This is a genomic window from Catellatospora sp. NPDC049133 (genome assembly GCF_040648455.1).
Classification (GTDB): Bacteria; Actinomycetota; Actinomycetes; order Mycobacteriales; family Micromonosporaceae; genus Catellatospora; species Catellatospora aurea.
This window is the reverse complement of the sequence record NZ_JBEZDT010000055.1, coordinates 1-19,309: the sequence shown is the minus strand read 5'-3', so window position 1 is coordinate 19,309 and position 19,309 is coordinate 1. Positions and strand designations below refer to the sequence as shown.

The 19,309-nt window shown below is 72.0% G+C and carries 21 protein-coding genes and 1 tRNA gene; 20 read left to right on the top strand and 2 right to left on the bottom strand.

All coding sequences use genetic code 11. The annotated features are described in order from the left end of the window. Window positions 1–70 precede the first annotated feature (70 nt). From eno to AB0B35_RS38930, 17 genes are all read left to right on the top strand, one after another. Complete coding sequence (gene eno / locus AB0B35_RS39010; protein WP_361056041.1) at window positions 71–1,357, top strand: phosphopyruvate hydratase; 1,287 nt, start codon at window positions 71–73, stop codon at window positions 1,355–1,357. Window positions 1,358–1,515: 158 nt separating this feature from the next. Beyond that, a complete protein-coding gene (locus AB0B35_RS39005; protein WP_361056038.1) occupies window positions 1,516–2,079 on the top strand; it encodes a septum formation initiator family protein in 564 nt (187 codons plus the stop codon). Between the two features lie 8 nt (window positions 2,080–2,087). Next, window positions 2,088–2,606, top strand: a complete 519-nt coding sequence (locus AB0B35_RS39000; protein ID WP_360521969.1) for a DUF501 domain-containing protein — start codon at window positions 2,088–2,090, stop codon at window positions 2,604–2,606. Continuing rightward, the gene (locus AB0B35_RS38995; RefSeq protein WP_361056035.1) at window positions 2,599–3,102 is read left to right on the top strand and encodes an amino-acid N-acetyltransferase; all 504 of its coding nucleotides are present in this window, start codon (window positions 2,599–2,601) and stop codon (window positions 3,100–3,102) included. Before AB0B35_RS39000 ends, AB0B35_RS38995 begins: the two co-directional genes overlap by 8 nt. A 69-nt stretch (window positions 3,103–3,171) precedes the next feature. Then, window positions 3,172–4,071, top strand: coding sequence for a Ppx/GppA phosphatase family protein (locus tag AB0B35_RS38990; protein WP_361056032.1), 900 nt, complete (start codon window positions 3,172–3,174; stop codon window positions 4,069–4,071). 70 nt (window positions 4,072–4,141) lie between these two features. Then, complete coding sequence (locus AB0B35_RS38985) at window positions 4,142–4,465, top strand: PadR family transcriptional regulator (protein WP_361056029.1); 324 nt, start codon at window positions 4,142–4,144, stop codon at window positions 4,463–4,465. 64 nt (window positions 4,466–4,529) lie between these two features. Beyond that, entirely contained in the window at window positions 4,530–5,582 is a 1,053-nt protein-coding gene (locus tag AB0B35_RS38980; RefSeq protein ID WP_361056027.1) for a hypothetical protein, read from the top strand. 228 nt (window positions 5,583–5,810) lie between these two features. Next, window positions 5,811–6,257 (top strand): hypothetical protein, encoded by a 447-nt coding sequence (locus tag AB0B35_RS38975; protein ID WP_361056024.1) that lies wholly within the window; start codon window positions 5,811–5,813, stop codon window positions 6,255–6,257. Window positions 6,258–6,489: 232 nt separating this feature from the next. Then, complete coding sequence (locus AB0B35_RS38970) at window positions 6,490–6,888, top strand: hypothetical protein (protein ID WP_361056021.1); 399 nt, start codon at window positions 6,490–6,492, stop codon at window positions 6,886–6,888. 175 nt (window positions 6,889–7,063) lie between these two features. Beyond that, a complete protein-coding gene (locus tag AB0B35_RS38965; RefSeq protein WP_360521987.1) occupies window positions 7,064–7,744 on the top strand; it encodes a dienelactone hydrolase family protein in 681 nt (226 codons plus the stop codon). Beyond that, the gene (locus tag AB0B35_RS38960; RefSeq protein WP_361056018.1) at window positions 7,741–8,517 is read left to right on the top strand and encodes a uracil-DNA glycosylase; all 777 of its coding nucleotides are present in this window, start codon (window positions 7,741–7,743) and stop codon (window positions 8,515–8,517) included. The genes AB0B35_RS38965 and AB0B35_RS38960 overlap by 4 nt, the downstream gene beginning before the upstream one ends. 68 nt (window positions 8,518–8,585) lie before the next feature. Then, a complete protein-coding gene (locus tag AB0B35_RS38955; protein WP_361056015.1) occupies window positions 8,586–9,290 on the top strand; it encodes a DUF4129 domain-containing protein in 705 nt (234 codons plus the stop codon). A gap of 64 nt (window positions 9,291–9,354) precedes the next feature. Beyond that, window positions 9,355–9,963 (top strand): hypothetical protein, encoded by a 609-nt coding sequence (locus tag AB0B35_RS38950; protein ID WP_361056012.1) that lies wholly within the window; start codon window positions 9,355–9,357, stop codon window positions 9,961–9,963. 2 nt (window positions 9,964–9,965) lie between these two features. Beyond that, window positions 9,966–11,036 carry a MoxR family ATPase gene (locus AB0B35_RS38945; protein ID WP_360522910.1) on the top strand — a complete coding sequence of 357 codons (1,071 nt, stop codon included), beginning with the start codon at window positions 9,966–9,968 and terminating at the stop codon, window positions 11,034–11,036. 1 nt (window position 11,037) lies between these two features. Then, window positions 11,038–12,423 (top strand): DUF58 domain-containing protein, encoded by a 1,386-nt coding sequence (locus AB0B35_RS38940; protein ID WP_360521996.1) that lies wholly within the window; start codon window positions 11,038–11,040, stop codon window positions 12,421–12,423. After that, on the top strand, window positions 12,420–12,965 hold the full coding sequence (locus tag AB0B35_RS38935; RefSeq protein ID WP_361056009.1) for a hypothetical protein: 546 nt from the start codon (window positions 12,420–12,422) through the stop codon (window positions 12,963–12,965). The genes AB0B35_RS38940 and AB0B35_RS38935 overlap by 4 nt, the downstream gene beginning before the upstream one ends. Window positions 12,966–13,049: 84 nt before the next feature. Further along, window positions 13,050–14,375: an NAD(P)/FAD-dependent oxidoreductase gene (locus AB0B35_RS38930; RefSeq protein ID WP_361056006.1), complete on the top strand. Its 1,326-nt coding sequence runs from the start codon at window positions 13,050–13,052 to the stop codon at window positions 14,373–14,375. A gap of 234 nt (window positions 14,376–14,609) precedes the next feature. Here AB0B35_RS38930 and AB0B35_RS38925 read toward each other — a convergent pair whose 3' ends face one another. Next, entirely contained in the window at window positions 14,610–16,433 is a 1,824-nt protein-coding gene (locus tag AB0B35_RS38925; RefSeq protein WP_361056004.1) for a hypothetical protein, read from the bottom strand. 136 nt (window positions 16,434–16,569) lie between these two features. Here AB0B35_RS38925 and AB0B35_RS38920 point away from each other — a divergent pair. The 3 genes from AB0B35_RS38920 (at window position 16,570) to AB0B35_RS38910 (ending at window position 18,350) form a co-directional block, all read left to right on the top strand. Further along, a tRNA-Leu gene (locus AB0B35_RS38920) sits at window positions 16,570–16,653 on the top strand. A 510-nt stretch (window positions 16,654–17,163) separates the two neighbouring features. Next, a complete protein-coding gene (locus tag AB0B35_RS38915; protein WP_361056001.1) occupies window positions 17,164–17,961 on the top strand; it encodes a Bax inhibitor-1/YccA family protein in 798 nt (265 codons plus the stop codon). A 92-nt stretch (window positions 17,962–18,053) separates the two neighbouring features. Beyond that, a complete protein-coding gene (locus AB0B35_RS38910) occupies window positions 18,054–18,350 on the top strand; it encodes a hypothetical protein (RefSeq protein ID WP_361055998.1) in 297 nt (98 codons plus the stop codon). 85 nt (window positions 18,351–18,435) lie between these two features. On the opposite strand, the gene AB0B35_RS38905 is transcribed toward AB0B35_RS38910, so the two are convergent. Then, the coding region (locus tag AB0B35_RS38905) for an acetyl-CoA C-acyltransferase (RefSeq protein WP_361055995.1) at window positions 18,436–19,309 on the bottom strand (874 nt) is incomplete at its 5' end.

The following is a 19,309-nucleotide window of genomic DNA, read 5'->3' as shown; positions in this document are numbered from 1 at the left end:
GGCCGCTCCGGCCAGGGGATGTCATTGCCGACGACCACGCCAGTGAGCGCACATGAACGAGGGAGCACACGTGGCCACCATTGAAGGCTTCGTAGCCCGGGAGATCCTCGACTCCCGCGGCAATCCGACCGTCGAGGTCGAGGTCGGTCTCGACGACGGCACCATCGCCCGCGCCGCGGTGCCCTCCGGCGCCTCCACCGGCGCCTACGAGGCGCTGGAGCTGCGTGACGGCGACAAGAGCCGCTACCTGGGCAAGGGCGTCGAGAAGGCCGTCGCCAACATCGAAGACCAGATCATCGACCAGCTGATCGGGTACGAGGCCAGCGAGCAGCGCCTCATCGACGCCAAGATGCTGGAGCTGGACGGCACCCCGGACAAGTCCGTGCTGGGCGCGAACGCGATCCTGGGCGTCTCGCTCGCGATCGCGAAGGCCGCCGCGAAGAGCGCGGAGCTGAGCCTGTTCCGCTACCTGGGCGGCCCGAACGCGCACCTGCTGCCGGTGCCGATGATGAACATCATGAACGGCGGCGCGCACGCCGACTCCAACGTGGACATCCAGGAGTTCATGATCGCGCCGATCGGCGCGCCGAACTTCCGCGAGGCGCTGCGTTCCGGGGCCGAGGTGTACCACGCGCTCAAGAGCGTGCTGAAGAAGAAGGGCCTGTCCACCGGCCTGGGCGACGAGGGCGGCTTCGCGCCGAACCTGCCGACCAACGCCGCGGCGCTGGACCTGATCGCGGAGGCCGTGCAGGCCGCCGGCTACACCCTGGGCAGCGACATCGTGCTGGCGCTGGACGTGGCCGCGACCGAGTTCTTCGACAACGACGTGTACACCTTCGAGGGTGTCGCGAAGTCGCGCGAGGAGATGATCGCGTACTACGCCAAGCTGGCCGAGTCGTACCCGATCGTGTCGATCGAGGACCCGCTGGCCGAGGACGACTGGGCCGGCTGGAGCGCGATGACCGCCCAGCTCGGCGGCAAGATCCAGATCGTCGGTGACGACCTGTTCGTCACCAACCCGACCCGCATCGCCCGCGGCATCGCCGAGAGCGCGGCCAACGCGGTGCTGGTCAAGGTGAACCAGATCGGCTCGCTGACCGAGACGTTCGACGCCGTCGAGCTGGCGCACCGCAACGGCTTCCGCACCATGATGAGCCACCGCTCGGGCGAGACCGAGGACACCACCATCGCCGACCTCGCCGTCGCGATGGGCTGCGGCCAGATCAAGACCGGCGCGCCGGCCCGCTCGGACCGCGTCGCCAAGTACAACCAGCTGCTGCGTATCGAGGAGGAGCTGGCCGACGCGGCCCGCTACGCCGGCGCTGCGGCATTCCCGCGGTTCACCGCGGGAAAGTGACTACGGCCGCGTCACACCGCCGGAAAGTAAGCGAACTTAAGCAACCGCGCGGGTCCGTGACGCTGTTGCGGCACAGGGCCTAGCATGTGATCGAAGCTCCTTTCATGCCCACGCCGGACGTGGAAGGAGCTTCGATCATCGCGCAGGGGGGAGGGGTGATGCAGCGGCGACAGCCTGGAGGGCAGGGGCCGGTGCGCCGCCCCCAGGGCGGCGCCCGAGGCAGCGCCCGCGGCACCGCCTCCGTCCGCACCCGTGAGGGCGAGCGTTCACAGAGCCGTCCCGCCGCCGCCCGCCGCGCCGCCGCCGCCGGAGCGGCCAAGCGCACCAGCGCCCCGAACCCGCACGGCCTCACCGGCCGGGCCACCGCGCTGCTGGTGATCCTCGCGGCGCTGGCGCTGGGCTACGCCTACCCGGTGCGCGTCTACCTCACCCAGCTCGCCGAGATCGAGGCGATGCGGCAGTCGCAGCTGGAGCAGCAGGAGCGCATCGCCGGGCTGGAGCGGCAGGCCGAGAAGTGGAAGGACGACGAGTACATCAAGGCTCAGGTCCGCCGCCGCTTCTTCTGGGTCTCCCCGGGGCAGACCCCGCTGATCCCGATCTGGGACCCGGACGGCAGGACCGACCAGGACCAGACCCCGAAACCGCCGCCGCCCGCCGAGCCCGACAGCTGGTACGGCAAGCTCTGGACCCGTCTGGACCCGGAGCCGGAGCAGAAGAACTAGGAGCACCCATGGATCGCGACCTCGTGCCGGCGCCGACGCGGCAGGAGGCGACCGAGTCCGATCTCGCCGCGGTCCGCGCCCAGCTCGGCCGCCCCACGCGCGGCACCCGGGCGGTGGCGCACCGCTGCCCGTGCGGCAAACCCGACGTGGTGGAGACGGTGCCCCGGCTGCCCGACGGCACTCCCTTCCCGACGCTGTTCTACCTGACCTGCCCGCGGGCGACCGCGGAGTGCAGCCGCCTGGAGTCGGCCGGGCTGATGAAGGAGATGAACGAGCAGCTGCGCACCGATCCGGAGCTGCGCGCGGCCTACCTGAAGGCGCACGAGGACTACCTGACCCGCCGCGAGGCGATCGGGAACGTGCCGGAGATCGAGAACGTCTCCGCGGGCGGCATGCCCGACCGGGTCAAGTGCCTGCACGTGCACCTGGGCCACGCGCTGGCCGCCGGTCCGGGCGTGAACCCGTTCGGCGACGAGGTGATCGACCTGGTCGAGCCCTGGTGGACGGCGGGTCCCTGCGTTGAGTGAGCTGACCGTACGCAAGGCCCGCACCGCCGACGTGCGCGGCATCCGCCGCCTGATCGACACGTACAGCGGTGAGCGCCGCCTGCTGAGCAAGGCCACCGTCGCGATATACGAGGACGTGCCGGAGTTCCGGGTGGCCGTCGACGACGACGGCGGGGTCGTCGGCTGCGGCGCGCTGCACGTGCTCTGGGAGGACCTCGCCGAGATCCGCACCGTCGCCGTGGACGCGACCTGGCGTGGCCGCCGCGTCGGCCACCAGATCGTCGAAGCCCTCCTCGAAGACGCCCGCGAACTCGGCGTACGCCGCGTCTTCGTGCTGACCTTCGAAACCCGCTTCTTCGCCTCCTTCGGCTTCACCGAAATCGACGGCGCCCCCGTCCCCCCACCCGTCTACGAGCAGCTCCTCCGCTCCTACGACGAAGGCGTAGCCGAATTCCTCGGCCTGGAACGCGTCAAGCCCAACACCCTCGGCAACACCCGCATGCTCCTCCACCTGTGAAAGGAAGGGCACCTTCTTATCGCTATGCGTAGAGGAAGGGCACCTTCTTAACGCCTGTAGGGTGGTGACGTGGGAGATGCCGTCGCCGCGATCGACTGTGGCACCAACTCGATCCGCCTGCTGATCACCGAGAACGGCCACGACGTCGAGCGCCTGATGCGCATCGTGCGCCTGGGCGCGGGCGTGGACCGCACCGGCCGCCTCGACCCGGCCGCGATCGAGCGCACCCGCGTCGCGCTGACGGAGTATCGCGGGCTCATCGAGTCGCACGGGGTGAGCCGCGTCCGCATGGTCGCCACCAGCGCCACCCGCGACGCGGCGAACGCGGCGGACTTCCACGACATGGTGCGCGCCACGCTCGGGCAGCCCGCCGAGGTCATCACCGGCACCGAGGAGGCCGCGCTGTCCTTCGGGGGCGCGGTCACCGGGCTGGACGGCAGCGGCCCCTACCTGGTGGTGGACATCGGCGGCGGCTCGACCGAGTTCGTCCGGGGCCACCGTGCGGTGGACAGCTCGATCAGCATGGACATCGGCTGCGTACGCATGACCGAACGCCACCTGCCCGCCGACCCGCCCACTCCCGCGCAGCTCGATGCCGCCACCGCCGACATCGACGCCGCGGTGGCGCGGGCGCTGGCCCACGTCGGCACCGGCCCGGCCACGCTGGTCGGGGTGGCGGGCACGGTCACCACGCTGGCCGGTATCGCGCTGGGCCTGGACCACTACGACCCCGCCCGGATCCACCACTCGGTGCTGCCCGCCGCGGCGATCGAGCGGCTGGCCGCGGAGCTGTCCGCGATGGACCACGACACGCGTGCGGCGATCCCGGTGATGCACCCGGGCCGGGTGGACGTGATCATCGCGGGCGGGCTGATCCTGCGGGAGATCATGCGGCAGACCGGCTTCGCCGAGATCGTGGTCTCCGAACACGACATCCTCGACGGCATCGCCGCCTCCATCAGCGGCTGAACAGCACATTACGCGCCACGGGGTAGTCCGCTGCTTGCGGTACTGTGCATAGCGAACTACTGTGCTCAGCGTGGATACCACCCAACTGCTCAAGGGGGTCCTCGACCTGGCCGTGCTCGCCGTGCTGCGCGACGACGACGGCTACGGGTACGACATCCTCCGCCGCCTGCGCACCGCCGGGCTGACCGAGATCGGTGACGCCTCGGTCTACGGCACCCTGCGTCGGCTGTTCGCGGCCGGCTACCTCACCACGTACGTGGTGCCCTCCGAGGAGGGCCCGCACCGCAAGTACTACGCGCTCAACGCGGCCGGCCGCACCCAGCTCAAACAGGGCGGCGACGTGTGGCGCGAATTCGCCTCCACGATGAACACCCTGCTGAGGGAGTCGGCATGAACGAGCACCGCGAGCGAATCATGGGTCCGGGTCATGCCGGCGACGAGCGAAGCGAGGAACGGGCATGAGCGTCGAGATCGCACAGTATGCCGCGCAGGTCGGCGCGGCCCTGGCCGACCTGCCCGAGCAGGCGCGCAACGACCTGCTGGAGGACCTGCCGGCGCACCTGGCCGAGGTGGCGGCGGAGATCGAGGCCGAGGGCGGCGGTGTGACGCTGACCGAGCGGCTCGGGCCGCCGAGCGTGTACGCCGCCGAGCTGCGTGCCACGCTGGGACACACGGGGGGTCCCAGCCGGAGGTTCGCCTGGGCCGGGCGGGCGGCGTCCCGGGCGCGGACGCGCTGGGCGGGGCTGGACCGCCGGCTGGGCCCGGTCATCGGGTACCAGCGCCTCGGCGAGTTCCTGGCCCTGCTGCGCCCCGCCTGGTGGGTGGTGCGCGGCTGGCTGGCCGCGATGCTGGTGGCGCAGCTGTGGCGCGACGGCGACGGGCTGGGCCTGCTGCCCCGCTTCGAGGGCAGCACCGTGCTCGGCCTGCTGGTGCTGGCTGCTTTCGTGGTCGGCTCGATCTGGCTCGGCCGGCGTACCGCGGCGGCCCCGCCGACCCGTCGCCGGGACCGGGTGGCGCTGGGCGCGGCGACGGCGGTGGTGGCCGTGTTCGGCCTGGGACTGTGGGTCGCGGCGGACGACCGGCTGGTGGGTTCGTCCTGGCAGGAGTCGACGCCGACATCCTGGGTGGGCGACCCGTATCAGCAGGTCAACGACGTCTTCGTGCTGGGCCCGGACGGGCAGATCATCCAGGGCGCGCGCCTGGTGGACCAGGACGGCAGCCCGGTCGTGCTCGGATACTGCGCGCGGCGTTTCGGCTGGGAGGGCCCCGGTGGGGGCGGGCGGGGCTGGGAGTGGCGGGTCGTCTACCCGTCCTGCCCCGACCTCACCGCGCCGCAGCTGCCCTGGGTGGCCGTGTCGCCGGAGCCGGTGCCGTGGCAGACGCCGGGCTCCGGCACCCCGTCGACCGGACCGTCGCCGTCGGGCACGCCGTCCCCGAGCGGCTCCGCGGCGACCCCCGCGGCCACCCCGTCGGGAACGCCCGCACCGCGGCCGAGCCCTTCCGGACAATGATGGGAGCCGAGCGTCCGCAGGGCGGGTGAACGGCCCCGGAAGCACGGCTGAACGACCAGGACGGCCCTCCCGATGTGGATCGTGAGGGCCGTCCTTTCGGTGGGGAATGGGGCCGGTGCCGTCCGGCGGGCTGCGGGAATGGCCGGACGGCGCGGCGACGGGGCGGTGCAGAACGGGCGGCCACGACACAATGACCGCGCCACCACCCCTCGATCACGAAGGTTTCCCATGTACGAGCAGCCCGGCCGGCAGGTGCCGTCCTCGCAATACGTCGCTCCGGCACCCCCGCGCCGTAAGACCGGAAAGACCATCGCCATCGTCATCGCCGCCGTGCTCCTGCTCTGTTGCTGCGGGGGTGGCGCGGTGCTCGCGGTGAAGCCGGACGTGGTCAGTGGCTTCTTCAAGGACATCGTCGAGGCCGTTGAGAGCAACGTGGCGAACGCGAAGGTCGGCGACTGCGTGAACACCTTCACCGCCGTCGAGAACGCGCGGGTGGTCGATTGCACCTCGGCGGAGGCGGCGAACCGGGTCGTCGGGGTCCTCGCCGACAAGACCGAGACCGAGTTCAACGCCGACAGCGCCTGCAACGCGTACCCCACGACGGAGTACGTGATCTGGATCGGCCGGAAGGGCGGCCGGGGCAACGTGTGGTGCCTGGAGCAGATCAAGAAGTGAGCGGCCGGTGTCACGGAGCAGGATCCTCCGTCGCTGAACGGAGGATCCCCCGGCGCTGAACCGGCGGCACTGCCCGTCCTTCCGTACCGCATGCCGGGGGTGTCCGGCAACCAGGTCGCGAAGATTCACAGCCAACGCTAAGGTAACGCGGTCTCCGTGACGGCACGTGAGACGAGACGCCCCCGCCGCGACCCGTTCCGGACGAGGGCACCCCTCGGAAGGAAAGAAACACATGAGCGAGCAGGTAACCCCGGCGGTCCAGGAGACCACGACGGAGCCCTCGGGCGCCAAGTCCGTCGCGGCCGGGGTCGGCAAGAAGATCCTCGGCTACATCGTCGTCGCGGTGGTCGTGCTGGGTGGCGGTCTGGCGTACAAGTACCTCAGCGGTGACACCGACATCGCCAAGGCCGGCGACTGCATCACCGAGGCGGCCGACGCCGACGACATGAAGGTCGTCGGCTGCGACTCGGCGGAGGCCAAGTACAAGGTGCTGGGTGTGCTGGAGGGCGTCAACGCGACCCAGGCCGAGTCGGCGACGGGCTGCGGCCAGTGGCCGGACGCGACCTCCTGGTTCTCGATCATCGAGCAGGGCAAGACCACGGGCAAGTTCCTCTGCCTGTCTGCCAAGTGAGCTGAGCTCGCGCCCGCTATATCACTTCTGCGGCGGCGTGGTGAGTTACGACCATAAGTCGTAACTTTCGCCACGCCGCCGTTGTCTTCCCCGGTACCGTCCGGTGTGGTTGGCTACCCGGAACGCCACGACTGTGCGACCAGCCAATGACGACTGACCGTCAGGAGGACGACCAATGGGTGAAATGGTGGATTACCCCAGCAACGGGGGGACCAGTGAGGGCTACCTCGCGCTGCCCAAGAGCGGCAGTGGACCCGCGGTCATCGTGATCCAGGAGTGGTGGGGGCTGGTCCCGCACATCATCTCGCTGGCCGACCGGTTCGCCGAGGCCGGGTTCGTGGCGCTCGCGCCCGACCTGTACCACGGCGCGCACACCACCGAGCCCGACGAGGCCGGCAAGCTGATGATGGGCCTGGCCATGGACCAGGCCGCGAAGGACATCGCGGGAGCCGCGCGATACCTGGCCGGGCGGCCGGAGACCACGGGTGGCGTGGGCGCGGTCGGCTTCTGCATGGGCGGCAGCCTGGCGCTGTGGTCCGCCACGGTCAGTGACGAGATCACGGCCGCGGTCGGCTTCTACCCGGCGCTGCCGTGGGAGCGCATGGCCCCGCAGTGGTCGAACTACCAGGGCAAGACCGCGATGATCCACTGCAGCGAGGAGGACGGCACCTCCGCCGCGCCCGGCATCAAGACCGCCCGCGCCGCCATCGAGGAGGCCGGCGGCACCTGCGTCGTGCACGACTACCCCGGCACCCACCACGCGTTCGTCAACGACGACCGGCCTGAGGTGTACAACGCCTCGGCGGCGGCCAGCGCCTGGGCGCGCACGGTGGAGCTGCTGCGCACCAAGCTGTGACCTCGGCAGACGGCTCGTCCCGGCGGTCCGCCGGGACGGCCGGCCGCCGGTCCTCGCGCGCGGCCGAGCTGGCCGCGCTCGACGAGGAGGTCTCCCGCTGCCGCCTGTGCCCCCGGCTGGTGGCGTGGCGGGAGGAGGTCGCCGCGACCAAGCGGGCCGCGTTCCGCGACGAGGAGTACTGGGGCCGCCCGGTCCCCGGTTTCGGGGCGGCCGACGCCCGCATCCTCATCCTCGGGCTGGCCCCGGCGGCGCACGGCGGCAACCGCACCGGGCGCATCTTCACCGGTGACCGCAGCGGCGACGTGCTGTTCGCCGCGCTGCACCGGGCAGGCCTGGCCAACCAGCCCACCAGCGTGTCCCGCGACGACGGGCTGCACCTGAGCGACGTGCGCATCGCGGCCGCGGTGCGCTGCGCACCCCCGGACAACAAGCCGACGCCGGTCGAGCGCGACACCTGCGCGCCCTGGCTGCATCGCGAGGTCACGCTGCTGCGGCCGACTCTGCGGGTGGTGATCGCGCTCGGCGCGTTCGCGTGGGCGGCATGGTGGCCTACGCTGTCCACGGTGTACGGCGTCAAGCCGCCGGTGCCGCGTCCGAAGTTCGGGCACGGGGCCGTCTTCCTCCCGGAGGGCGGCGCCGGCAGCTCGTCGCGCGGACCGGCACTGCTCGGCTCGTACCACGTCAGCCAGCAGAACACCTTTACCGGGCGGCTCACACCCGCCATGCTGGACGACGTGCTGAGCCAGGCCCGGCACCTCGCCGGCCTCGACTGAGTCGACCTCGACCGCGTCGGGCCGCGACCTGACGCCGCCGGGCAGAAGCGAAAATCGGAGCGGGGAACATGGGAGCGTTGCGTCGCTGGTGGCCGTTGCTGGCCGTGGCCGCGCTGCTGATGCTCGCGGCCGCGACGGCCTCGGTCTCGGTGCTGCCGATCGGCCGGGCCGCGCCGGAGCAGTCCGCGTCGCCGAACCCCACCCCGACCGCCTCGCCGTCGCCGCGCACCCCCACCCCGTCGCCGTCCGCGCCGCCGGAGGAGGCCGCCGACACCGGCTGGCTGGGCGTGGTCGGGCTGGCGGTGCTCCTCGCCATCGGTGCGGCCGTGCTGATCGTGCTGCTCAAGGCCGCCGCGAAGTCCACCACGAAGTTCCGCCGCCGGGCCATCCGGGAGAAGCCGCCGGTGCGCATCGCCCAGCTGACCGATGAGGAGGAGGTCGTCGCGGCACTGGACGCGGGCCTGCTCGACCTCGACGACGACGCCGCCGATCCGCGTACCGCCGTCATCGCCTGCTGGGTGCGGCTGGAGCAGGCCGCCGCCGCGGCGGGCGTGCCGCGCCTGCCCGACGACACTGCCACCGACCTGGTCGTACGCATGCTGCACCGCCGCCGCCTGGACGCCGGCGTGCTCAACGGCTTCGCCGACGTGTACCGCCGCGCCCGCTACGCCACCCACCGCGTCGACGACGACATGCGCCTGCAGGCCAGGGCCTCCCTGCACCGCCTGCGCGACGAACTGACCGCCGGCACCCGCGGCGAGGTGAAAGCATGAGCGGGCTTCGCAAGCGAATCATGAGCACTGGACATGCCCCTGACGAGCGCAGCGAGGAGGGGGCATGAGCGAGCACGACGACTTCGTGGACGGTGACGTCGACGAGGGCGCGACCCTGGGTGACCTGCTCGGCGGCTTCAGCCGGCCGGAGGGGCCGGTCGCGGCCCGCCCACCCCGTCCGAGGGCGACCCGCTGGCTGAGCCTGCTCGGCTTCGCCGTCGCCTGGACCGCCGCGGGCTGGATCACGCTGCAGGTGTTCAGCCTGGAGATGTCGTTGCCGCTGGTCTTCGCGGTGGCGCTGACCGTGGTGGGGGTGTGGCGGATGGCCCGCTCCCTCAAGGCACCGCTGCCGCCCCGGCGCGCGGGCCGGGCCGTCGCCGACGACCAGTCCGAGGTCACCGACGGGCTGCGGCTGGCGGTGGCCCGCTGGGAGACCATCCTGGAGTGGAGCCACACCGACGCCGCCCGTTTCCAGCGCCGGGTGCAGCCGCGCCTGGCCGAGGTGGTCGACGAGCGGCTGCGCCAGCGCCACGGCGTGAACCGCGCGACCGAGCCCGAACGCGCGCGTAGGCTGCTCGGTGATCCGCTCTGGACGCTCCTCACGGTGCCGGCCAAGCGCCCGCCCAGCCCTCGCGAACTCGATGTGATCGTCAATGCCTTGGAGAAACTGTGAGCATGCAACCGATCCCCGCCGCTGAGGTGGGCCGTCTCGCCCAGCAGGTGCTCGACCGGGTCGGCACCGTGATGGTGGGCAAGCGCGATTCGCTGGAGCTGGTGCTGGCGGGCATCCTCGCCGGTGGCCATGTGCTGCTGGAGGACCTGCCCGGCCTGGGCAAGACACTCACCGCGCGCACCTTCGCCCAGGCGCTGGGCCTGGACTTCCGCCGCCTGCAGTTCACCCCCGACCTGCTGCCCGCCGACGTCACCGGCTCGTTCCTGTACGACCAGCGCACCCACGACTTCACCTTCCGGGCCGGCCCGGTCTTCACGAACCTGCTGCTCGCCGACGAGATCAACCGCACGCCGCCGAAGACGCAGGCGGCGCTGCTGGAGGCGATGCAGGAGAAGCAGGTCTCCGTCGAGGGCGTGACGTACCGCCTGGAGGCCCCGTTCCACGTGCTGGCCACCGCCAACCCGATCGAGTACGAGGGCACCTACCCGCTGCCCGAGGCGCAGCTGGACCGCTTCATGCTGCGCGTGTCGTTCGGCTACCCGGAGGCCGACGAGGAGCTGAACGTGCTGCGCCGGCGCATGGTGCGCCGCCAGGAGGAGTCCGAGGTCGAGCCGGTCGTCGACGCGGCCACGCTGCTGCGTATGCAGGCCGGGCTGGAGCAGATCGAGGTCGAGGACTCCATCTGCCGCTACCTGGTGGCGCTGGCCGCGGCCACCCGCGAGCACCCCGCGGTGCTGGTCGGCTCGTCGCCGCGCGGCTCGCTGGCCCTGCTGCTGCTGTCCCGGGCCCGCGCGGCGCTCGCCGGGCGCGACTACGTCATCCCGGAGGACGTGAAGGCGGTCGCGCTGCCCGCGCTGGCGCACCGGATCACGCTGCGGCCGGAGATGTGGCTCAAGCGCATCGACCCGGTCTCCGTGGTGGCCGAGGTGCTCGCCGCGACGCCGGCCCCGGTCAGCGGCGCGCTGCCGAGCCACGCGGCGGCAGGCCGCCAGCCGGCCCCCGGGCGGCGGCTGGCGGAGTTAGAGGACGAGCTGCTGGACCCGCCGTACCGGTCGACCGGGCTGCGAGGCTGAGATGTCCCAGCCAGGCTCCCCCGAGGGCGACCTGGAGCCCGTCGCGTCCACCGACACCGGCGAGAACTGGGCGCCCACCCGGGCGCTGGGCCGGGCGGTGCTGGTGGCGGGCCTGCTGCTGGTCGCCGCCGTGCTGCTGGGCCGCACGGACCTGGTGATCCTCGCCGCGCCGCTGGCGCTGAGCGTGGCGTTCGCCCTGGCCAAGCGGCCGCGGACGCTACCGGGCCTGCGGCTGTCCACGGTCGAGTCGTTCCCCGTCGAGGGCGGTGACCTCGGCGCGACCGTCGAGGTGGAGAACCGCGACATCACCGGGTACGACCTGACGGTGGTGCACCTGCAGCACTCGCCCTGGCTGCGGCTGGAAGGCGGGGCCGCCGAAGCGGGCCCGTCCCGGCGCGGTGGCAACCGTCCCTACGTGACCCTGGTGCCCCGGGGCGTGGCGACCGCCGTCGAGCTGGCCGGTCCCGCGGTGCGCTGGGGACGGCACTGGCTGGGCCCGGCGTCGGCGCATGCGGTCGCCGCGGACGGGCTGCTGGTCAGCCGGGCCGTGGTCACCGGCGCGCTGGGCGTGAAGGTGTACCCGCTGACCGAGCCGTTCAACGCCGACGAGGCGATGCCCCGGGCGGCGGGCCTGGTCGGCCAGCACCGCTCGCGGCGGCCCGGTGAGGGCGGTGAGCTGGCGGGCGTACGCCAGTTCGGCCCCGGTGACCGGCTGCGCCGCGTCGACTGGCGGGTCTCCCTGCGCACCGAGCGGCTGCATGTGGCGGCGACGCTGTCCGACCGTGACGCCGAGGTGGTGGTCCTGCTGGACCTGCTGGCCGACGCGGGCCGCTCCGGCGGCATCGGCGGCGCGTCCTCGGTGCTGGACCGCTCCGTCCGCGCGGCGGCCGCGATCGCCGAGCACTACCTGCACCGCGGCGACCGCGTCTCGGTCCTGGAGTACGGCGCGCAGGCCCGCCGCCTGCGCCCGGCCAGCGGCCGGCGGCAGTACCTGACGGTGCTGGAGTGGCTGCTGGACGCCCACCCGAGCCCGACCGCGCAGGAGCGGGGCGGCGCGCAGCTCGCGGCGGGTATCTCGGCGGCGGCGCTGGTCGTCGTGCTGACGCCGCTGCTGGACGCCCGCTCGGCGGCTATGCTGGCCGGCCTGGCCCGCTCGGGTCGCTTCGTGGTCGCCGTGGACACGCTGCCCACCGACCTGACCTCGCCGCCCGTGAACACCTGGAGCGACGTGTCGTACCGGCTGTGGAAGGCCGAACGGGAGAACACGATGGGCCAGCTCGCCGAGCACGGGGTGCCGGTGGTCGCCTGGGCGGGCGCGGGCAGCCTGGACGCCGTGCTGCGGGACGTGTCGCGGCTGGCCGCCGCGCCGAAGGCGGTGCTGCGATGAAACAGCTTCTCTCGCAGGTCCGAGACCTGGGCCGGATCACCGGCGGCCCGCTGCTGGTGCGCGGGGTGGTCTTCGTGGCCGCTTTCACCGGCCTGCTGCTGGCCGCCCCGGGCGGGCTGCCCGCGCGGATGATGCTCGGCTTCCTGGCGCTGGCCGCCGTGCCCGCGCTCGCCCCGGGCGGGGTGGCGGTGACCCTGGTGATGCTGGCCACGGTCGGGATGTGGCTCGTCGACACGATGCTGTTCCTGGCCGAGCCGTCGACAGGGCGGCTGCTGGGCACCGCCGCGGCGCTCTACCTGCTGCACAACGCGGCGGCGCTGGCGGCGGTGCTGCCGTACGACGCGATCGTGGACAACCAGGTGCTGCTGCGCTGGGCGGTGCGGTCGGGGCTGGTGCTGGCCGCGGCCGGGGTGCTCGCGGTGCTGCTGATGACGGTGTTGCCCGGCATGTACATCACCACGCCGACGGTGGCGCTCGTGGTGGGCCTGGCCGTGGTCGCGGCCGCCGTGGCGCTGCTCACTCGGCTGGGCAGGCGGCCCTGATCAGGGCGGCGTGACGGCCGTCGCTGTCCGGGATCACAGGCATCGGCGCTGATCAGGGCGATGTCACGGCGGTAGCGTGAATGCGTGAAGCCTGTACGGATCCTGGTGGTGGGCGCCGGCCATGTCGGCCTCTACGCCGCCCTGCGCCTGTCCAGCAAGTTGCGCTCGACCGAGGCCGAGGTCACGGTCGTCGACCCGCAGCCGCACATGACGTACCAGCCGTTCCTCCCCGAGGCCGCGGCCGGCAACATCTCCCCCCGGCACACCGTCGTGCCGCTGCGCCGGGAGCTGCGCGACTGCAACATCGTGCACGGGGCGGTGACGAAGGTCGAGCACTCCCGCAAGGTCGCCACGGTGCAGCCGGTGGTGGGCCCGTCCCGGGAGATCCCGTACGACCACATCATCGTCGCGCCTGGCAGCGTCTCCCGTACGCTGCCGATCCCGGGCCTGCGTGAGCACGCGGTCGGCTTCAAGACCATCGGTGAGGCCATCTGGCTGCGCAACCACGTGCTGGAGTGCCTGGACATCGCGGCCGCGACCACCGACCCGCAGACGCGGCAGCGCGCGCTGACCTTCGTGGTCGTGGGCGCGGGCTTCGCCGGGGTCGAGGCGCTGGGCGAGATGGAGGACATGGCCCGCGACGCGCTGCGCTACTACCCGGAGCTGAAGGCCGACGACATGCACTGGGTGCTGGTCGAGGCCACGCAGCGGGTGCTCCCTGAGGTCGGGCCGCAGATGGGCGCGTACACCGTCGAGGCGCTGCTCAAGCGCAACATGGACCTGCGGCTGGGCACCCGGCTGGAGTCCTGCGTCGACGGCGTGGTGAAGCTGTCCGACGGCGGCGAGTTCGCCGCGGACACCATCGTGTGGACCGCGGGTGTGAAGGCGCATCCGATGATCGCCGCGACCGACCTGCCGCGCAATGCCCAGGGCAAGCTGACCTGCGACCCGACGCTGCGGGTCGTCGACGGGGACTCCCTCGTCGAGGGCGCGTGGAGCGCGGGCGACTGCGCCGCGGTGCCCGACCTGACCGCCGCCGCGGGCGAGATGTGCTCGCCGAGCGCGCAGCACGCGGTGCGCCAGGCGCGTCTGCTGGCCGACAACCTGATCGCCACCGTGCGCGGCAAGGGCATCCGGGAGTACCGGCACAAGCACGTCGGCTCGGTGGCCAGCCTCGGCCTGCACAAGGGCGTCGCGCACGTCTACGGCTTCAAGGCCAAGGGCTGGCCCGCCTGGTTCATGCACCGCACGTACCACATGAGCCGCATCCCGTCGCTGAACCGCAAGGTCCGCGTGATCGCCGACTGGACCCTGGCCCTCTTCCTCAAGCGCGAAGTCGTCTCCCTGGGCGCCCTCCACCAGCCCATGGACCCCTTCGCCCAGGTCACCCAGCCGACCCAGCAACCCTGACCTACTCGCCACGGCGACTTCGTCGAAACAGCGCAACTCTCGAATGATCGCGGCCTCCGAGCACTCGGAGGCCGCGAGTCGTTGCGAGCCGCCGCCCGGTGGCAGCGTGGGGCGTGCGGTGCGGTCGCGGATCACACCAAGGTCGTTCGACTTGCCAGGCACATGGTCGAAAGCGGGCTCAAGATACGCACATGTGCCCGGCAAGTCCGACGATCGAGAGGGCCGGGCGGCGGGTCACCAGGTGCGGGGCCAGTAGAGGACGCCGCCGGAGGGGGTGCCGGGGCCGAGGAGGGCTTCCAGGGTGCGCTGGAGTTCGGCGTGGCGGGGGTGTCCGGGGGACAGGACGACGCAGGCGGCGTTCCACTTGGTCAGGTCCTTGCGGGCGTCCAGGCGGTGGTCGTCGTTGATCGCGGGCACCACCCCGGTCCGGGCCACCTCGGACAGCACCCAGGACGTGGTCCGCTTGCCGATGCCCATGGTCGCCTTGCCGTTCGACCCGTGCGGGCCGATGAAGAAGCCCTCGGGCAGGGCGAACGCGGTCAGCGCCGCGGTGGCGTAGCGCATCGGCTGGGGCTGCTCCGGGGTCGGCAGCGGCACCGGGACGATGACGTCGCCGTCGGTGGCGCACTGCCGCCACAGGCCGTCGGCGAAGAACGCCGGCACGGCGGCCCGGTCGGCGGTCGGCAGCGGAGTCGGGAACAGCGGCAGCAGCGCCGCGGCGACCAGCGCGGGGACCGCGACGCGCACGCCGCGCTGCGTCGACTGCCCGGCCCGCCGCAGTGCGAGCACCAGCAACACGGCGAGCAGCGGGATCGCGGCCAGCGCGAAGCGCATCGGCAGCGCGCCGTCGACCACGGGCAGGTGCATGAGCAGCCGGTACGGGCCCGGCAGCGGGGTGCGCTCGCCGTGCAGCATGACCTGCGGGCCCAGCGCCAGCGAGCACATCACCAGCGCGCCCACGCCGCAGGCCGCCGCGAGCGCGTCCCGCCGCTGCCAGACCAGCAGCCCCAGCGACAGCAGCACCAGCGGCCAGCCCAGGAACGTGTTGTACTCGGCCGGTCCGGTGGTCAATTTCGCCGCCGCCTCGTCGCCGGCCACCGTCAGCGGCGAGAACGCGGTGAACCCGGCCAGGTCGGCGGAGAAGTAGAAGGGGCTGAACACCCCGTCGGAGACCGACTGAGGGCCCTTGAACTGGACCCACAGCGGATACGCCAGCAGCGCGACGGCGACCGCGACGGCGATCGACAGCCCGGCGGCGAAGCGGGCCAGCACCGCCCGCGGCGGCCGGGTCATCGCCACGTAGGCCACCGTCACCACGGCCAGCGCGAGCGCGGTGAGGAACAGGGTCTCCTCGCCGATGAACACCTGCAGGCTGACCAGTACGCCGAAGAGCGCGCCGCAGCCGATGACCCGGCGCGGGCTCGCGGTGCCGGAGCGGGCCGCGCGGGCCAGCTCGACGACGCACCACAGCATCGGCGGGATCAGCCACTGCGCGGTCATGTGCAGGTGGCTGTTGGACTGCGAGACCATGCCCGGGGCGAACCCGCAGAACGCCGCGCCGACGGCGGCCGCGATCCGGCTCGCGCCCAGCGTGCGGTGCAGCAGCAGGTACCAGGCGATGGCGGTGCCGGCCAGGTTGAGGGCGACCAGCAGCGCGAACGTGGTGGCCGCGCCGAACGCGGCGGTGACCGGGGCGAGCAGGCCGCCGAGCAGGATGACCGTGGTGTTGGCGAGCAGGTTGACCCCGTACGGGGCGTTCAGCCGGTCGGTGACCAGCGAGAAGTCGCCGCTCCACAGCATGGTGTCGTGGGCCAGGAACCACTCGTAGAGGATCTGGTCGGGCGGGTTCAGGGCGAGGGTGCGGGTTTCCGGATCCGGCCAGAGCCCCAGGGTGAGCCATCCGGCCAGTGCCAGGAAGGCCAGGCCGACCAGGACGTCGCGGGCCCACTCGTGCCGCCGGGCGGGCCGCCCTGCCGCAGACGCGTCCGCACCACCCCGTTGGCCAGGCAGTTCGGCGTTCTCCGGGGTGGTGGTGAGGGCGGGCGCGGTGCTCGTCACGCGCTTGACCCTAGCGCTTCGCGAGCGCCTGTGGCCGATCGGCCGCTGTGCTCGCGTTCTCCGGATAGTGACAACGGGCGTGCTTCGGGCCGGGACGAACCGCTACCGTGTCAGGGCACAGCAACGTGCGTAACGCGCCCGGGTGGTGGAACGGCAGACACGGTTGCCTTAAAAGCGACTGCCGAAAGGCGTGCGGGTTCGAGTCCCGCCCCGGGCACCAGCAGGTTGTGCGGTGGTCCGCGCTGTTGTGCCGAATGGCGTTTCTGCGGCCCGGTGGGCGATGCGCGAAAGACGCGGCGAAAAGCTTCACAAATAGTGACGCGCTCCGATCGCCTGCCACGGGGGAAGCGGGCGATTGGAGCGCGTTGTGGACGAGCATAGCGAGCGCCCGACGGTCTGTCACCCCCTGGTCGCCTGCTTTTCTCTCCGAATTTCACGAGGCGTGGTAACGGTCGATGGACGCCCTGTCACGACGTGAATTCGCAGGCTTTTCATAAGGTTTCATTAAGGATCGGGCGTGGTGATTGTTCGAGGGGGCGGTCCAGTCCCGACCGCATCTCCGCGCGCGGCCGGCGTCGCCGCCGGGGGTGACCTCCGACACCGTCGCGCGTGATCCTGTTCTCCCGGCCCTGCCCGCCGCCCGCCGGAGGCGCGAAAAACCGTGATCTCCGCAGGTGCGCCGATCCGCTACTCTGTCGGCACATTCCCTGTGGAGGAGGCGAGACCCGCTGTGAAGAGTTCCAACCCGGTGCTCAGCCGCATCAGTGCGGCGGCGCAGCAGCCCCGGTACTCGGTGCCGGGCCAGGGCGCCCCGGCGGGCTACCCGGAGGGCGGCTACCCGGAGGTCGTCCAGTCCGGGCACGTCGACCGGATGACGATCGACGACGTCGTCGTCAAGACCGTGACCCTGCTCGCGACGACCGCGGCGACCGCGGCGATCGCCTGGTACGTGGTGCCGTTCGAGGTCATGCGGCCGGTGCTGTACGCGTCCATGTTCCTCGGCGTGATCGTCGGCCTGGTCATCTCGTTCGCCCAGGTCACCAACGCGGCGGTGATCGTCGGATACGCGGTGCTCGAGGGTGTCTTCCTCGGCCTGATCAGCAAGGCCTACGAGTACTTCTTCGAGGGCATCGTGCTGCAGGCGGTCATCGCCACGCTCTCGGTGTTCCTCGCCATGGCCGCGCTGTACAAGATGAAGATCATTCGGGCCACCCCGAAGTTCATGAAGATCGTCATCGGCGCGGCGGCCGGTCTCGCCGTGGTCATGCTGGTCAACTTTGTGATCTACCTGTTCAGCGGCTCGGTCGGACCGCTGCGCGACGGCGGCCCGATCGCCATCGGCTTCAGCCTGGTCTGCATCGTGGTCGCGGCGCTGATGTTCGTGGTCAACTTCAAGCAGATCGAGGACGGCATCGCCGCCGGCCTGCCGCGCAAGTACGGCTGGCTGGGCGCGTTCGGCATCCTCGTCGAGCTGGTCTGGCTCTACCTGGAGATCCTGCGCCTGATCTCCTACTTCTCGGAAGACTGACCGGTGCGCCCCGCGCGGGCGCACCCGACGACCGCCGCTCCGGGGACGCCCCCGGGGCGGCGGTCCGTTTTCCGGGCCGGGACAATCGCGGGGTGAGCATCGAGCAGTTGACGCGCGCCGTCGACCTCCTGGCCAACCAGGTCGGACACTGGACCCCGGCCCGCTGGCGCGATCAGGGCGACCAGTTGCACAAACTGGTCCAGCGCTTCGCCGACCAGGCCGCGGACCTCACCGGCACGCCGCGCCGCGACGTGCCCCGGCTGTCCGATCTGGCCTTGCCCGACCAGCTGAAGGTCGTCGTGGCCGACCTCGTCGCGGCCTCCCCGCCGCACGAGCTCACGGCCGCCGCCGCCGACGAGATCGCCGCCCTCCGCCACACCCTCACCTGAGACAAAGGAAGGGCACCTTCTTAACGGAATTCGTAGAGGAAGGTGCCCTTCTCAACGCTTACGCGCCGGGAGGTGCGGGGGTGGGTCAGCTGAGGCGCTCGATGATCATCGCCATGCCCTGGCCGCCGCCGACGCACATGGTCTCCAGGCCGATGCTCTTGTCGTGCCACTGCAGGTTGTTGATCAGCGTGCCGGTGATGCGGGCGCCGGTCATGCCGAACGGGTGGCCGACGGCGATCGCCCCGCCCATCACGTTCACCTTCTCCAGCGGCAGGCCCAGCTCCCGGTACGACGGGATGACCTGCGCGGCGAAGGCTTCGTTGATCTCGGCCAGGTCGATGTCGTCGATGGTCATCCCGGCCCGCTTGAGCGCCTGCCGGGTCGCCTCGACCGGGCCGATGCCCATGATCTCGGGGCTCATCGCCGTCACGCCCGTCGAGATGATCCGCGCCAGCGGGTTGAGGCCCAGTTCGCGAGCCCGGCTGCCGCTCATGATCACGACTGCCGCCGCGCCGTCGTTGAGCGGGCAGCAGTTGCCCGCGGTGATCCGGCCGTCGGGGCGGAACACCGGCTTGAGCCCGGCGGTGCCCTCCAGCGTCACGCCCGCGCGGGGGCCGTCGTCCTGGCTGACCACGGTGCCGTCGGGCAAGGTCACCGGAGTGATCTCGCGGGCCCAGAAGCCGTCCTTGATCGCCTGCTCGGCGAGGTTCTGCGACCGTACGCCGAACGCGTCCATGTCCTCGCGGGTCACCCCGTGGACCTGGGCCAGGTTCTCGGCGGTCTGGCCCATCGTCAGGTAGATGTCGGGCAGCTCGCCCGTCTCGCGCGGGTCGGTCCAGACCGGCGTGCCGGCCCCGGCGCGCTGCGCCGAGCGGGCCTGGGCCGCCTCGAAGCGCGGGTTGTTCCAGCTCCCGCCGACGGCCGCGGCGGCGTCCGGGGGCAGCCAGTCCGAGTTGCCG